This window comes from Rhizobium cauense, from assembly GCF_019511525.1.
GTDB classification, from domain to species: Bacteria; Pseudomonadota; Alphaproteobacteria; order Rhizobiales; family Rhizobiaceae; genus Rhizobium; species Rhizobium cauense.
The window spans coordinates 1-13,974 of record NZ_JAEUAT010000027.1; the positions used below are offsets into that span (position 1 = coordinate 1).

Below are 13,974 nucleotides of genomic sequence, written 5' to 3' on the forward strand. Positions count from 1 at the left end.
GACATGATCTCCATGCGAGCCATGAAACCTCTTTGTTCTGGTATTAATGTCAGCATTAATGCTGGTTCGAATGCCAGAACATCGCCTGATTTGCCCGATCAGCAAAAACAGCTCACCGGACGCTCACGAAGGCTGAGGTATCGCATCGTTTGCGAAGGTCGATTTTCAACGCATGTTTCCAATGAAATTTTCGGTCAACGCGCTACGGATTGAGCTTCTCGGATGGATGCTGACGAGGTCTTCCCGCCGGGGCCGAAGCAAACCCGTTCAGCTCAAAAATAACGGACGGTCCTTTTAAGGAGGTCCGAGCGGTGGATGTAGACGTGTTCTTTAAAAGTCGGGTTACCCGATCATAATATTCGACGACGCTTTCAAATCAATCGAAGCGCCGTGGCGATAGCGACCGCGTGCAGACCGTTCCTGGCACCAAGCTTTGCTCGCGCGTTTTCAATGTCAAATCTAATCGTGTGGTAGGTGAGGCCGGTCAAGAGAGCAATTTCGTGCTTGGGCTTTCCCGCCGCGAGCCACCTCAAGCAAAGAACTTCCCGGTCCGTGAGGCCTGGTTCGCGCAGTCGTGTTGGGCGATCGGTGTTTGTCAGGCGAGAATGGAGATGCGCGACGGTCGCAGCCGCGATTGTCGCATCGGCCTCAGCAAATTGGGCGTGGCCAAGGTCGGTTGCTGCTGCGAAGGTCAGCATGGCTACTTGGCCAAACTCACAGGGTATTGGAATGGTCAGGCCGGCACGGATCCCGAAATCGGAGGCGTTATCCCAGAAGCCCTTCTCGTCATCGCCAGCTACTTTTCGCTGCCGATCAACAGACCAGGGAAACGCGCGCATGAGACGCTTCCCCATTGTCACCACCGGATCGACAATCATGTAAGAGCGGCCAAAATAGATCGACTGCCACTGTTCTGGATAATTGGAGACCGCAAAGCTGTTGGCGCTTGTGGCATTCAAGCTGAGGTAGGCGAAATTTTCGTATCCATAACGTCGCACCACATTTGCCAAAGCGCCCCGAAGACTATCGTTTGCCGATACCGAAAAGGCCAAATCGATTATTTCGCAAAACAGGGCGCGTGTGCTCATCCGGTTTCTACTCCGCTATGCGCTGCCCAAAGCCATCGATGGACGACCGCCAGCCACAGTTGAACGAATGTCACTGCCGCTGCGGCAGCTCATGATTCAGCTAAAGCAACAGCCGAACCTGAATAATGTTTATGGATAGAAGTTGCGCACGGCAATCGGGCCACGCTCTCAGCAACAAAACTTAACAATTCTTGCCCATTGCGAAACCCGAGGGGCGTCAGGTTCCGTTGAAGCAGAACTCAATGAGCGTTGCCACCCGGGGATAAAAGAGCCAAGCATGTGTTGGGGTTGCTCCGTGTTGGAGAGCGACTTATCCCAACGCGGCTTGGCGTCGTCTCTACTCCCACAAGCTAATCAGCGTGAACCGAATGCGGAGTGCGTTTTGTCGGTCCGATCAACCCTATTTTTTGAGAGCATCGGTATCTCAATGCGGGCCACGCCGATCAGCACCTCCATTGCGCGCCTGGCGTCATGTGGTTTTCGCATCCGTATGGCTTCAAGCACGTCTTGATGTTTCTGGATCGCCTGCTCGTGTGACTGACTTGCACGGTTCGTCAGCCGGAAGCTTGCCAGCAACGCAGCGCGAATTGCGCTCGCGAATCGACGATAGACCCAGTTGCCGTTCGCATTGATGATCGCCGTGTGGAACTCGAGATCGGCCCGACTCCATTCTTCGAAGGCGGTTCTTCCAAGGCGGCGGGGTCATCCTGAACATCGCATCTACACATGCCTTCACGATCATTCCTCACACGTTCCCTTATCCCCTCGCCAAGCATGCGCTTCTTGGCAATGACCAAGTCACTGGGGTTGGAATATGCGCCGAATAGCGTCCGCGTGAATGCGCTGGCGCCGGGCTACGTCGCGACGCAGAAGGTCATTGACTACTGGAACGGTTTCCCCGATCCAGAGGTCGCCAAAGCCGAAACGATGAGGCTGCATCCGGGCGGCCGGATTGCAGCGCCAGAGGAAATCGCGATGGCAGCGGTTTCATGATCTCCGACGAATGCCCCTTCATGAACGCCACGTGCCTGACAGTCGATGGCGGTTTGAGCGTGCTGCAGCATCCGGCTTGAGCAAAGACAAGGCTAACACCCGCGTGGTGCGGCCAACCCAAGGAATTCTTGGCGCGCTCTTATGGGGGAGAGAGGTCTACAGTTGGTCCAGCAGTCCTTCGAAAGCGGTTGTTGGCTCGGGAAGGTGGCAATAGTCGGAGGTTCGATCGCCAGCCTCGCTTTACCGCCTTTTGGACTTTCCAGAAGGCGGCCGTCCGGGGCGCCGGGACCCGCGAGATGTCATAGCCGGCACATCCTATGTCGTCGCCTATGCTGTGACGGAGACGACTATCCGCGTGTCTTACATGGCGCTCAGCAATGGCCGGACGCGTTGCCTTAGTGATAGGGCCTTTCCAGTTCGTCGAACGACCGCGCGAACCCCAGGGCGAGCAGTACAAATCGGGCATGATCCAATGCCAAGTGTAATCGCGAAAACTGCGATCTCGTCTGTAATGCCGTTCAGCGCTATAACATGAGCGGGGGCACCTGAATGACTTCGGGCTTGCTTGCGCCCGACTCGATCATTTCGAAGACTTTATGCAGCATGCCAGGAACATTCTGGCGTACCATTTCGATACCGTTTCCAAGCAAGGAAACGAAGGGATCCCAGTCGAAGCAGCCGAGCACCAGATCGCGGTCGTCGAGACGGCCGGAGCGGCGGATCCAGCGGATCACACCTTCCAACGAGATGGTCGAATTGACGAACATGCCGTAGGCGAGTGCATTGCCTTTGAGTGCAAGGTCATCGAGCGCCCTTTCGGCCTTTTCCGGGGCGTAGCCGCAGGCGAGAATGTGATCCTCCTCGACCGGTAGGCCGAAATCAGCATGGGCTTGGCGAAACCCCCTGATACGCTCGCTTGTATTATGATCGCTGCCGCGGCCACCGATGAAGAGCAATGGCCCCTTCTTTCCAAGCCTCTCATCGCAATTCATCAGGATGCGACGGGTCAGTTCGCGGGCGCCCGCGAAATTGTCGGAAATGACAGAGGGAGCCAGCGCACCGGGAAGGTCGAGATTGAGGCTGCGGACGCCGGCTCCTGTGCACATCTCCGTGATCCTATCGGGATCGGTGGCGCCCGTCGCGATAAGGCATTCAACTTGGTAGGACAGCATGGTGCGTGCAGCTTCCATCTCCAGTTCGGGGTCGCGCCGCGTACAGGTGATGATGGGAAATAGCCCACGTTCGCGCGCCATATCTTCGAACAGCTCGACGATTGAACCGAAGTAGCGGTTATCATATTTCGGCACGATCATCCCGATAATGTGGGACTTTTCGCGTCTCAAAAGACTCGCCTGCATGTTGAGTGCGTAACCCTGCTCCTCGGCGATCTTCATGATCTTGTCGGCGAGCTGACTGCTGATCCTGCGCTTCTTCCAGTTGCCGTTGAGGACGGCGCTGACGGCGCTGGCAGATGTTCCTGCAAGCTCCGCCAGGTCGTATATTGTCGTCCTCTTCGACTGCTTTACATGATTCAAAATTCACTTCTCCGTTTCGGTGTAACTTGACACCAATCGAGAGAAGTGGCAATTCTTGCTTCATCGATTGAGCAAGCTAGCTCAATCGATGATACAAGCCGGCATAGCAGTCGGCACAGGGAGGTCTTTCTAAGAAGCTGCGGACTTTTGGTCCTTTTGCAGGGGTGTTTCGCTCTGTCTTTTTTCGGGGGGGCGATAGCGGTGGCAAATGGGTGGAGACCGTGGCGACTGGCAGTAATGCCTGGGCCTGTCTTCGAACACACCAAGGAGGAGAAAATGAACTATCGGAATTTATTAATGGCCTCGGCGACCGCCGTCGTGGGCTTTGCCGGTGCGGCTTGCTCGCAGGAGGCTTCGACCGTTGCTTTCCTGATGCCTGACCAGGCATCGACGCGCTACGAGCAGCATGACTTTCCAGGCTTCAAGGCCGAGATGGAAAAGCTCTGCGCCAAATGCACCGTCGTGTACCAGAACGCCAACGCAGATGCCTCGCTGCAACAGCAGCAGTTCAACTCGGTGATTGCCCAGGGCGCCAAGGTGATCGTGCTCGATCCGGTCGATTCCGCGGCCGCCGCCGGTCTCGTGGAGATTGCGCAATCGCAGGGCGTCAAGGTGATCGCCTATGACCGCCCGATCCCGGACAAGCCGGCCGACTATTACGTTTCATTCGACAATGAAGGCATTGGCTATGCGATCGCCAAATCGCTCGTCGAGCATCTGAAGAAGTCGGGCGTCGCAGATGGCGCCGGTGTTCTCCAGATCAACGGCTCCCCGACTGATGCAGCCGCCGGCCTGATCCGTGACGGCATTCATCGCGGCCTGAAGGAGTCGGCCTACAAAACGCTCGCCGAATACGACACGCCCGAATGGGCGCCGCCGAAGGCTCAGGAATGGGCGGCCGGCCAGATCACTCGCTTCGGCGCTGACATCAAGGGCGTCGTTGCTGCCAATGATGGCACCGGTGGTGGTGCGATCGCTGCGTTCAAGGCGGCAGGCGTGAAGCCGGTTCCACCGGTGACAGGCAATGACGCAACGATAGCAGCCCTGCAGTTGGTCATCTCGGGTGATCAGTACAACACGATCTCGAAGCCTTCTGAGGTTGTTGCTGCGGCTGCGGCCAACGTCGCCGTACAGATGCTGAAGGGTGAGACCCCGCCTGCGAAGACAACGCTTTACAACACGCCGTCCGAGCTATTCGTCCCGGCTGTCGTGACTGCGGAAAATATCAAGGCCGAAATCTTCGACAAGAAGATCCAAACCCCCGAGCAGATCTGCACCGGCGAATATGCCGAAGGCTGCAAGAAGCTCGGCATCACCAACTAAAACTGCCTAATCGGTCCGGCCGCGTCGTTCGCGGCCGGACGGTTCCAGGCAATAAGGGCTTCAGCCATGGTCACCGATAAGGGTATGCCGGAGAAGGGACAGACGATCCTCCGGCTCAGCAATGTTTCCAAAAATTTCGGCGCAGTTTCGGCGCTGACCGACATCGAGCTCGAGGTGAAAGCCGGTGAGGTCGTGGCGCTGGTTGGCGACAACGGTGCCGGCAAGTCGACGCTCGTCAAGGTGCTTGCGGGCGTACACCAGCCGTCATCAGGTACAATCGAGTTCTGCGGCCAGAACGTTACGCTCGAGAGCCCGGGCAAGGCTCTGGAGCTTGGCATTGCGACAGTTTTCCAGGATCTGGCGCTTTGCGAAAATCTTGATGTCGTCGCCAATCTTTTCCTCGGCCACGAGCTTTCCCCCTGGAGCCTCGACGAAGTGGCAATGGAGGTACGTGCCTGGACGCTGCTGCGGGAGCTTGCAGCCCGCATCCCGTCCGTGCGCGAGCCCATCGCCTCGCTTTCCGGCGGTCAGCGCCAGACGGTGGCGATCGCGCGTTCGCTGCTACTCGACCCGAAGATCATCATGCTTGACGAACCGACCGCTGCCCTTGGTGTTGCCCAGACTGCCGAAGTGCTCAATCTGATCGAGCGGGTGCGTGAGCGCGGCCTTGGGGTCATCATCATCAGCCACAACATGGAAGATGTGCGCGCAGTCGCCGACCGTATCGTCGTTCTTCGTCTTGGGCGTAACAACGGCGTCTTCACGCCTGACGCCTCCAACCAGGAACTTGTCGCCGCCATTACCGGCGCGACCGAAAACTCCGTATCCCGGCGGCTTGAGCGTAAGAGCGGTGCTGCCCAGGAACATAGCGGGAGACCGGCATGAGCCAGAAACCATCCGATACACTGAACGCCGCCGGCGCTGCTCTCGACCGCAGCGACGAACGCGTTCGCCACGACGACAGCATCGGTGCGATGATAAGGGCTTTCTTTGATCGCGTGCGCTCGGGTGACCTCGGCATGCTGCCGGTCGCCGTTGGCCTGATCGTCATCTCGACCGTCTTCTCAATCCTTAATCCGGTATTCCTTGCGCCAAACAATCTCGTCAATCTGCTGTTTGACTGTGCGACAGTCGGCGTCATTTCGCTCGGCATCGTCTGCGTGCTGATGCTCGGCGAAATCGACCTTTCAGTCGGCTCGATGAGCGGGTTGTCCTCGGCGATTCTTGGCGTGCTATGGGTCAACAGCGGCTGGCCGCTGGCGCTGGCAATCGTCGTCGCGATCATCGCCGGGATGGTGGTTGGTAGCCTTTACGCGGTACTGTACAACAGGTTGGGGATGCCGAGTTTCGTTGCGACGCTTGCTGGACTTCTGGCGCTGCTCGGCATGCAACTCTATATCCTGGGGCCGACGGGAAGCATCAATCTGCCCTTTGCCTCACCGCTCGTGCGCTTCGGCCAGATCCTCGTGATGCCATCCTGGCTTTCCCATCTCCTGGCGCTACTGCCTGGCCTTATCATGGTCGTCAACGGCATGCGCAAGCGCCAGCAGCGCCAGGCTGTCAACCTTTCGCCGCAGCCGTTCGGCGCATTGGTCATCAAGGCCGTAGTGCTGACTGCGGCCCTGGAGTTCGCCGCCTATTACCTCAACCTCGGCCGCGGCATTCCCTGGATGTTCGGCCTCTTTGTTGCGATCGCTGTCGTCTTGAACTATGCGCTGACACGCACGCAATGGGGACGCTCAATGTTTGCCGTTGGCGGCAATCGGGAGGCGGCACGGCGCGCCGGCATCAACGTTCGCCGCATTTATCTAAGCGCCTTCATGCTCTGCTCGACGCTGGCGACCATCGGCGGCATTCTCTCGGCCTCGCGTCTTGCCTCGTCCAGCCAGCAGGCGGGCACCGGCGACGTCAACCTCAACGCCATTGCTGCAGCCGTGATCGGTGGAACCAGCCTTTTCGGTGGCCGTGGAAGCGCCTATTCAGCTCTGTTGGGCATCATCGTCATCCAGGCGATTTCCAATGGGCTGACGCTGCTCAATCTCAGCTCGTCTTTGCGCTACATGATCACAGGGGGCGTCCTTGCAATCGCCGTTATCGTCGATTCACTTGCCCGCCGTTCTCGTGTCAGCCACGGCCGCGCCTGATCCACATTCCTTGAAGGAGTATTTGTCATGACCGAATTCATGAAGGGCAAGGTTGCCGCCATCACCGGCGCTGCATCGGGCATTGGGTTGGAATGCGCCCGTACCCTGCATGCCGAGGGCGCAACCGTTGTGCTCATCGACCGTGCGAAAGAGAAGCTCGACGTGCTTTGCAAGGAGATTGGCGAGGGTGCGCTGCCGCTCGTCGTCGACCTTCTCGACGGCAAGCAGGTTTCCGGCATCCTGCCGCGCATTCTGGAGATCGCTGGAAGGCTCGACATTTTCCACGCCAATGCCGGCGCATACATCGGCGGCCAAGTTGCGGAAGGCGACCCGGATGCATGGGATCGCATGCTCAATCTCAACATCAACGCAGCTTTTCGATCGGTGCACGCAGTATTGCCGCACATGATCGAGCAGAAATCTGGCGACATCCTCTTTACGAGTTCCATCGCTGGCGTCGTACCTGTTGTCTGGGAGCCGATCTACACGGCCTCGAAATTCGCGGTTCAAGCCTTCGTGCATTCCACCCGTCGCCAGGTAGCGCCCCATGGCGTGCGCGTCGGCGCAGTTTTGCCAGGTCCTGTTGTCACCGCATTGCTCGACGACTGGCCAAAGGCAAAGCTGGACGAAGCGCTTGCAAATGGCAGCCTGATGCAGCCTAAGGAAGTTGCTGAGGCCGTGCTCTTCATGCTGTCGCGGCCACGAAGCGTAACGGTTCGCGATCTGGTGATTTTGCCCAATAGCGTCGATCTCTGAGCCCTTTGAGCTCGCCCCTGTTGATGCCGAGTGGAAACGAGACCATGAGCGACACACCTGACAAGCCGCAAGCCGATGGCAAACACGTCATTGGCGTCGATGTCGGCACCGGAAGTGCCCGCGCGGGCATTTTTGACCTCACCGGGCGAATGCTTGCGTCCGCCAAGCGCGATATCACGCTGTTTAACGCACCCGGCTCGATGGTTGAGCAATCGAGTGCGCAGATCTGGACCGCGGTCTGCGAAGCGGTTCGTGAAGCTGTTTCGAACGCGGGCGTCAATGCAGCTAGCGTTGTTGGCGTGGGTTTTGACGCAACCTGCTCGCTTGTTGTACTCGGAAAAGGTGGTGTGCCGCTCCCTGTCGGGCCATCGGAAGATCCGGATCGCAACATCATCGTCTGGATGGATCACCGCGCTGTCCCTCAGGCAGAGCGCATCAACGAGATCGGTCACGATGTCCTTCGATATGTGGGCGGGCGCATTTCTCCGGAAATGGAAACGCCGAAGCTTCTGTGGCTTAAGGAAAACCGTCCCCACATCTTCGACACCGCCTGGCAATTCTTCGATCTTGCCGACTTCCTCACCTGGAGGGCGACAGGAGACCTTTCGCGCTCCACTTGCACCGTTACGTGCAAATGGACCTACCTTGCCCATGAAAAGCGCTGGGATCCGGATTATTTCCAGCAGACCGGCCTCGGCAGCCTTGCGGATGAGGGTTTCGCGCGCATCGGCCAGACGATCGTCGAGCCGGGAACACCTCTTGGGCAAGGGCTGACAGCATCCGCGGCAAGCGAGCTCGGGCTTCAGTCCGGTACGGCGGTAGCCGCCGGGTTGATCGACGCACATGCGGGCGGGATCGGGACGGTTGGGATCGGCAGCGGGCCGCAAAGCAACCTTGCCTACGTCTTCGGGACGTCATCCTGCACCATGACGTCGACTACCGACCCGGTCTTCGTGCCGGGCGTCTGGGGACCCTATTATTCGGCGATGGTGCCGGGGCTCTGGCTCAACGAGGGCGGACAGAGTGCAGCGGGCGCCGCCATCGACCATCTCCTCTCCTTCCATCCTGCCGCCTCTGAGGCACGGGAGCTTTCAAAGAGCATGGGCGTGGCCCTTCCGGTTCTCCTTGCCGACATGGCGGCAGACCGCGCCGTCACTGCAACGCAAGCCGTAACCCTCGTGACCGGGCTCCACGTCGTACCGGAGTTTCTCGGCAACCGAGCTCCCTTTGCAGATCCGCACGCACGCGCGATTATCGCCGGCCTCGGTATGGACAGAGATCTCGATAGTCTGGTCCTGCTCTATGTCGCGGGGCTCTGCGGGATTGGCTATGGGCTGCGGCAGATCATCGAGACGCAGGCGGAAGCGGGAGCTTTTATCGACAGTGTCGTGATCAGCGGTGGCGCCGGCCAGCACGATTTCGTTCGTCAGCTCCTCGCCGACGCGAGCGGCCGGCCGGTGATCGCAACGAAGGCCGAGGAACCGGTCCTGCTCGGCGCTGCCATCCTTGGCGCCGTCGCTGGTGGTGCATTCCCGGACATGCGCATCGCCATGAGGGATCTTTCAGGCGCCGAGCGAACCTATCAGCCCACGTCAGGCGCGCCAGCAGACCTTCATACTCTGCGTTACCAAGGTTTCAAGGACCTGCAGAACCTGGCGCGTGGACTGCGGAGTTGTTAAGGTAATCCCAGCTGCGCAAGGGTGTCTGAGCATTTCGGTGTTTCTCCATGAATGGATCCTGCGCTGATTGCTCACGACGTGTCAGTCAGAGGCTTCACATCTGCGACAAACACATACCCACCAAGACGGACAGTTTTTAGGAGGACTGGGTTTCTCGGATTGCGCTCGATCTTCTGACGTAGTCGGCTGACGTGTACGTCGATGCTCCGCCGAACGGGACCACCAAGACCGGCATAGGTTAATTCTAGCAATTCTTCGCGACCCATGACTCGGCCCGGGTTTCTGCAGAACGCCAGCAGAAGATCGAACTCTGCCGCCGTGAGATTGACAACCACGCCGTCTGGGTCGAGCAGCACGCGTTCTGCGGGATCGAGCGTATAGGACGCGAAGGTCAGGACCGGATTGTCGGTACGTCTGGGCGCGTAAGAGAAAGCGGCACGCCTGAGCAAGCTATGTATTCTGGCGACAGATTCCGCCAGCGCGGGCGGTATTGAAATGCAATCGTCGGCTCCCGCACCAAGAGCAGACAAGATCAGGTCCGGCCGCTCAGGTGGCAGGAGCAGCATGATCGGGACCGTACTATTGGCCCTGATCTGGCGGCAGAGACTGAGTGCTTCCTCGGAATTGGCATGGGCATCAAGGATCACGAGGTTGGATCGCATCATGAGAAGGCGACGCAATTGCAGTGTGGAGGTCGCCAGCGAGACGTGCATCCCCTCGCGCTCGATCGCTTCGCGCAATGGCTCGAGCTGCGGACTGCTTCGATCTGCAACTACAATCTCAATCGGGGGTGTTACACCAGCGCGTCGCATGCCAAACTAGACCCCTATCAGTTAGTACACTACTCATCTTGCCGAATGAACCTATAGTTGCGGCATTTTTTGAGTGTGCCAACTGTCACAATTGCGGGTATTCGACATTGACGGACAAGATGCTTCACCGCGCAACCATGGGTCGTTTATCATCCGTCTTCATCGGTGGAATATTTGACGGCAGGATGAAGAGCACGGGGAGCAGGGGTGGCGACGGGCTTTTCGCTGACAAGGAAAGGACATCTCGATTTCCCCCGACTGCATCGAGTGCATGGGCCACGGTCGAGACCCAAGGTGGTGCCTTCGGCCGGGGGCGAGGGTAGAGAAAATTGATGGCGACCATCGAGTGAAAGAGGCGGTTTGCACATGATCGTTTTCCACTTGGCTGTTGACTAAGTCGATCATCGCAGCACAACACTCCACGTTTCCAATCACCGCGTTTGCTCATTTTTCCGCCAGGCTTATCAATGGCGAGAAAAGCACCGGATTGATGCGGCAATTGTCTTAATCGTGGACCCGCGACGCCGAAACATTTCTTAACGGTCCGAGCAAAAAGATCGTTTGAACCGGTCGCAACTACGTGCGATTGTATCTGTACGAAATTACGACAATAACGATTGTGAGTTTAGGCCATGAGACCGACCATCGTCATCGGCTCAAGGGATGTCGATCTGTGCTTCATAGCCCGCCACGTACTTGAGCAGTCAGGCTTTGCGGCAAGCTTGCAGGGAAGGTCCGCCGACATTATCGCAGCGACCGGCAACGACAATGTGTGCGCATTGCTGATCGACGGAAGGGTCCGAAATGCCATCGCGGTCTGTCAAAGAGTGCACGAATTGGTCGGAACAACGCGCATCCGTATCGTAGCCCTCGTCGATCCCCGAGCACACAGGCAAGCCTTGGACTTCATCAATGCTGGAGCCAATGAGGTTTTTACCCGGCCGATGGTGCCGAGCCTCATCATTCGCGCGTTGACTAGCTCGTCAACTGGCCGCCTGGTTCATGGCGACATTGAAATGGACGTTGCCGCACGACGCGTCTGGCGAGGGACACAAAGAATCGATCTGACAACGATCGAGTTCGCGATCCTCCAACAGTTCCTACTTAATCCCGAGCGCGTGTTTGCTCGGAGGGAGATCATCGCCCGCTCATGGCCATCAGGTATTCATGTCGAACCTCGGACGGTCAACGTCCATATCGCGCGATTGCGCAAACACCTGACCGCAGATGGGAGAGATGATCCGATCCGATCTGTGCGCGGCATTGGATACGGGCTCGATGTCGTGTCGAAGGCGAGAGAATGGCGATGACCGTTACCGACGACATACTCATCATCAACGGTCGCGTTGTTACCGGCGATGGCTCAACGGTTTTCGACGTCGGAAGCGTCCGCATGCGTGGCGGCACGATCATCGATGTAGCCGCTGGTACTGCCGAGCGCACAGAAAATAACAATGTCGTCGACGCAGCTGGCCACACTGTCATGCCTGGCGTCATCAATGGTCATGCGCATGGATGTGTGCACGGCCCCTCCATGCCGAGTGGATCGCTGCCGCTTGCGGCGTCCGACGTAGAGTATTTTCGGAACCGGCATCTCCTCTCGGGTACGACGACATTATTGAACGTTTGCGGCCTCTCACTTCCCGACGAGATCGAAGACCGAGGGCACCTGGACCATCCTCTCGACGTACATGTGACAACCGCTCACACACCCAGCAACCTTGGAGCTGCAATGGCCATTGACGGCAAGGGGCTGACCGGTCGTCACCTCAACGCAACCATCGAGGAGACGATCGAGCAGGGTGCAAAGGCGTTCGGTGAGGCAGGGGGCGGACAGACACTCGGAGGCGGTGCGCAGGACTACCGGTTCATACCCGAAGCAATTCTTGCAGCCACTGGTGTGAGAATTCATCCGAAATCTGCGCGGGCCCTCAAGGAAGCCGTCCTTGGCCGGGAGCTTGATGGCACCACCGCTTCACCCGAACTTCTCGAGGAGCTACTGCGCAGCTGCGGCCTTGATAACCAGATAAGCGCCGAAGATCTGACCAGTTTGATTGTCACGACGGTCATGCCGCCAGTCAGCCTGTCACTGCACGGTTTTGAGGAACTGGCCCGAGCTTCTAAGCGTTTCGGACTGGCGGGGATCTATCATCACGCTGTACCCACGGCCAAGACACTTCTGCGCCTGGCCGAGGATTATCCTGGAGCCCGAATGGTTGCGGCTCACGCCAATCACCCATCGTTTGAGCCGGAGGAATGTGTCCGGCATGCCCGTGCGCTGAAGTCGCGCGGGGTTGCGATCGATGTCTCGACCCTCGACTGCATTTCGACCCAATGGCGAAACGGTCCCGAGAATTTCGACGCCCTGATTGAAGCCGGTGTGGTCGACACGGTTTCCACCGACTATGCAGGCGGCGATTTCGACAGCATTCTGGCGGCGCTTCAGCGTATCGTGCACCTCGGTCAGCTTGGCCTGCCCGCAGCAGTCGCGCTCGCGACCGGCAACGTATCGCGGATCCTTCCCGAGGTTGCCGGCGATCGCGGTTTGTTGGCCAAGGGTAAGCGTGCTGACGTCGCCATTGTGGAGAGCCATAATCTCGCCCGGGTCAGACACTTGTTTTCAAACGGGGTGCCCGTGGTTTTCAACGGCGTAAGAAGGACCTGGACTCCTTCAGATTTGAGAGGGTAGCATTTCCTTCCGTCTTGCCTCAGTCTCAATGGATCCCCCCAGCGGGAAAGCCGCACAGATGACAATGCTAAATAAGAACGATCGGAGATAGTGAGCCCAATATGAAACCTGCCACGAAATACAAAGACTGGTATGACCTGGGGAAGGAACAGGGCATACGGGCAGGACGAAACGGAGGTGAAGTGCAACGTCATCAGGCAGACTTTGCCACGGAGGACGAGAATACCGCATGGATAGATGGGGTGCTGGAGGGCATCATGTCTGTCGGAGGAAGGATAGTGGGCGTAACGTCGGTCAGCGATATGATGCTGGGCTCAAAAGGTGGCCTGATCCAGGTAATCGTTGTTGAGAAGCAGAAATGATTGTGCGCGTCATTAATCTTACAATGCCACTCTATGAGAGTTCTGAACTGCGTGAGTTCAAGGGCATTGACGTCCATATTCTGAAGCGGGCGCGCACGAGATTGCATCAAGGCCGCCAGAGTAGTTTTGGCTGGGCACTTGGCGGGTGCAGTCGCCCTTTTGGTTTGTCATCGTTGAAACGCTCTGACTGTCCTTAATAACCGCCCAGCCGACGAGTACTCTCAATTACGACGAAAATAGATTGCCATCCTATGAGTCATCGACAGTTTCTTTCGCGCCAGAACCGCCTGATGTGACGACTTTGCACGAGTGTGCTTCATACGCCGTCTGACCAATCTCTGATGGCGGCCAAAATCTAGGTTCACGTGTCATCCCGAAAAACCTGAGAAACCTGTCGAGCCGCGTAGGCCGCTTGATGAAGACCATGCCGCGATCCTCTCCTGCAAACGAGGGAAGAACGTAGCCTTCATAAATACCCTCTTCACGCTCGATTACGCCCAGGAGGCGACCGACTGGCCTGCAGAGTTGCTTTTCGGCTTCACTGACGTGGTTCATTTTCTCCTGTCCAATTAAACCAACGGAACGGCCGCAAC

The 13,974-nt window shown here is 57.9% G+C and carries 12 protein-coding genes and 2 pseudogenes; 10 read left to right on the top strand and 4 right to left on the bottom strand.

Features of this window, described 5'->3' with window-relative positions:
- A partial coding sequence (locus tag JNB88_RS30585; protein WP_220358726.1) for a hypothetical protein occupies positions 1 to 213 on the top strand: 213 nt, incomplete at its 5' end.
- Between the two features lie 158 nt (positions 214 to 371).
- Here the strand turns inward: JNB88_RS30585 and JNB88_RS30590 are convergent.
- Both JNB88_RS30590 and JNB88_RS30595 read right to left on the bottom strand, forming a co-directional pair.
- Positions 372 to 1,088, bottom strand: coding sequence for an autoinducer binding domain-containing protein (locus tag JNB88_RS30590; RefSeq protein ID WP_220358727.1), 717 nt, complete (start codon positions 1,086 to 1,088; stop codon positions 372 to 374).
- A 354-nt stretch (positions 1,089 to 1,442) separates the two neighbouring features.
- Positions 1,443 to 1,763: pseudogene (locus tag JNB88_RS30595) on the bottom strand (FadR/GntR family transcriptional regulator); the annotation flags it as partial.
- Between the two features lie 14 nt (positions 1,764 to 1,777).
- On the opposite strand from JNB88_RS30595, the pseudogene JNB88_RS30600 reads away from it, so the two are divergent.
- A pseudogene (locus JNB88_RS30600) lies at positions 1,778 to 2,161 on the top strand (SDR family oxidoreductase); the annotation flags it as partial.
- Positions 2,162 to 2,605: 444 nt separating this feature from the next.
- On the opposite strand, the gene JNB88_RS30605 reads toward JNB88_RS30600, so the two are convergent.
- The gene (locus JNB88_RS30605) at positions 2,606 to 3,616 is read right to left on the bottom strand and encodes a LacI family DNA-binding transcriptional regulator (RefSeq protein ID WP_220358728.1); all 1,011 of its coding nucleotides are present in this window, start codon (positions 3,614 to 3,616) and stop codon (positions 2,606 to 2,608) included.
- Between the two features lie 297 nt (positions 3,617 to 3,913).
- Between JNB88_RS30605 and JNB88_RS30610 the strand changes: the two genes are divergently transcribed.
- From JNB88_RS30610 to JNB88_RS30630, 5 genes are all read left to right on the top strand, one after another.
- Positions 3,914 to 4,939, top strand: a complete 1,026-nt coding sequence (locus tag JNB88_RS30610) for an ABC transporter substrate-binding protein (protein WP_420832234.1) — start codon at positions 3,914 to 3,916, stop codon at positions 4,937 to 4,939.
- Positions 4,940 to 5,005: 66 nt separating this feature from the next.
- Positions 5,006 to 5,824: an ATP-binding cassette domain-containing protein gene (locus tag JNB88_RS30615; RefSeq protein WP_197066753.1), complete on the top strand. Its 819-nt coding sequence runs from the start codon at positions 5,006 to 5,008 to the stop codon at positions 5,822 to 5,824.
- The gene (locus JNB88_RS30620; RefSeq protein WP_220358730.1) at positions 5,821 to 7,083 is read left to right on the top strand and encodes a sugar ABC transporter permease; all 1,263 of its coding nucleotides are present in this window, start codon (positions 5,821 to 5,823) and stop codon (positions 7,081 to 7,083) included. Before JNB88_RS30615 ends, JNB88_RS30620 begins: the two co-directional genes overlap by 4 nt.
- A 27-nt stretch (positions 7,084 to 7,110) precedes the next feature.
- Entirely contained in the window at positions 7,111 to 7,839 is a 729-nt protein-coding gene (locus JNB88_RS30625; protein WP_220358731.1) for an SDR family oxidoreductase, read from the top strand.
- Between the two features lie 44 nt (positions 7,840 to 7,883).
- Entirely contained in the window at positions 7,884 to 9,518 is a 1,635-nt protein-coding gene (locus JNB88_RS30630) for an FGGY-family carbohydrate kinase (protein WP_220358732.1), read from the top strand.
- A gap of 71 nt (positions 9,519 to 9,589) precedes the next feature.
- Here the strand turns inward: JNB88_RS30630 and JNB88_RS30635 are convergent, their stop codons facing one another.
- Positions 9,590 to 10,330 carry a response regulator transcription factor gene (locus JNB88_RS30635; protein WP_220358733.1) on the bottom strand — a complete coding sequence of 247 codons (741 nt, stop codon included), beginning with the start codon at positions 10,328 to 10,330 and terminating at the stop codon, positions 9,590 to 9,592.
- Positions 10,331 to 10,962: 632 nt separating this feature from the next.
- Between JNB88_RS30635 and JNB88_RS30640 the strand changes: the two genes are divergently transcribed.
- From JNB88_RS30640 to JNB88_RS30650, 3 genes are all read left to right on the top strand, one after another.
- On the top strand, positions 10,963 to 11,640 hold the full coding sequence (locus JNB88_RS30640; RefSeq protein WP_220358734.1) for a winged helix-turn-helix transcriptional regulator: 678 nt from the start codon (positions 10,963 to 10,965) through the stop codon (positions 11,638 to 11,640).
- Positions 11,637 to 13,019 (top strand): amidohydrolase family protein, encoded by a 1,383-nt coding sequence (locus tag JNB88_RS30645; RefSeq protein ID WP_220358735.1) that lies wholly within the window; start codon positions 11,637 to 11,639, stop codon positions 13,017 to 13,019. The genes JNB88_RS30640 and JNB88_RS30645 overlap by 4 nt, the downstream gene beginning before the upstream one ends.
- A gap of 101 nt (positions 13,020 to 13,120) precedes the next feature.
- Positions 13,121 to 13,381 carry a hypothetical protein gene (locus JNB88_RS30650; RefSeq protein WP_220358736.1) on the top strand — a complete coding sequence of 87 codons (261 nt, stop codon included), beginning with the start codon at positions 13,121 to 13,123 and terminating at the stop codon, positions 13,379 to 13,381.
- The last annotated feature ends 593 nt before the right edge of the window (positions 13,382 to 13,974 follow it).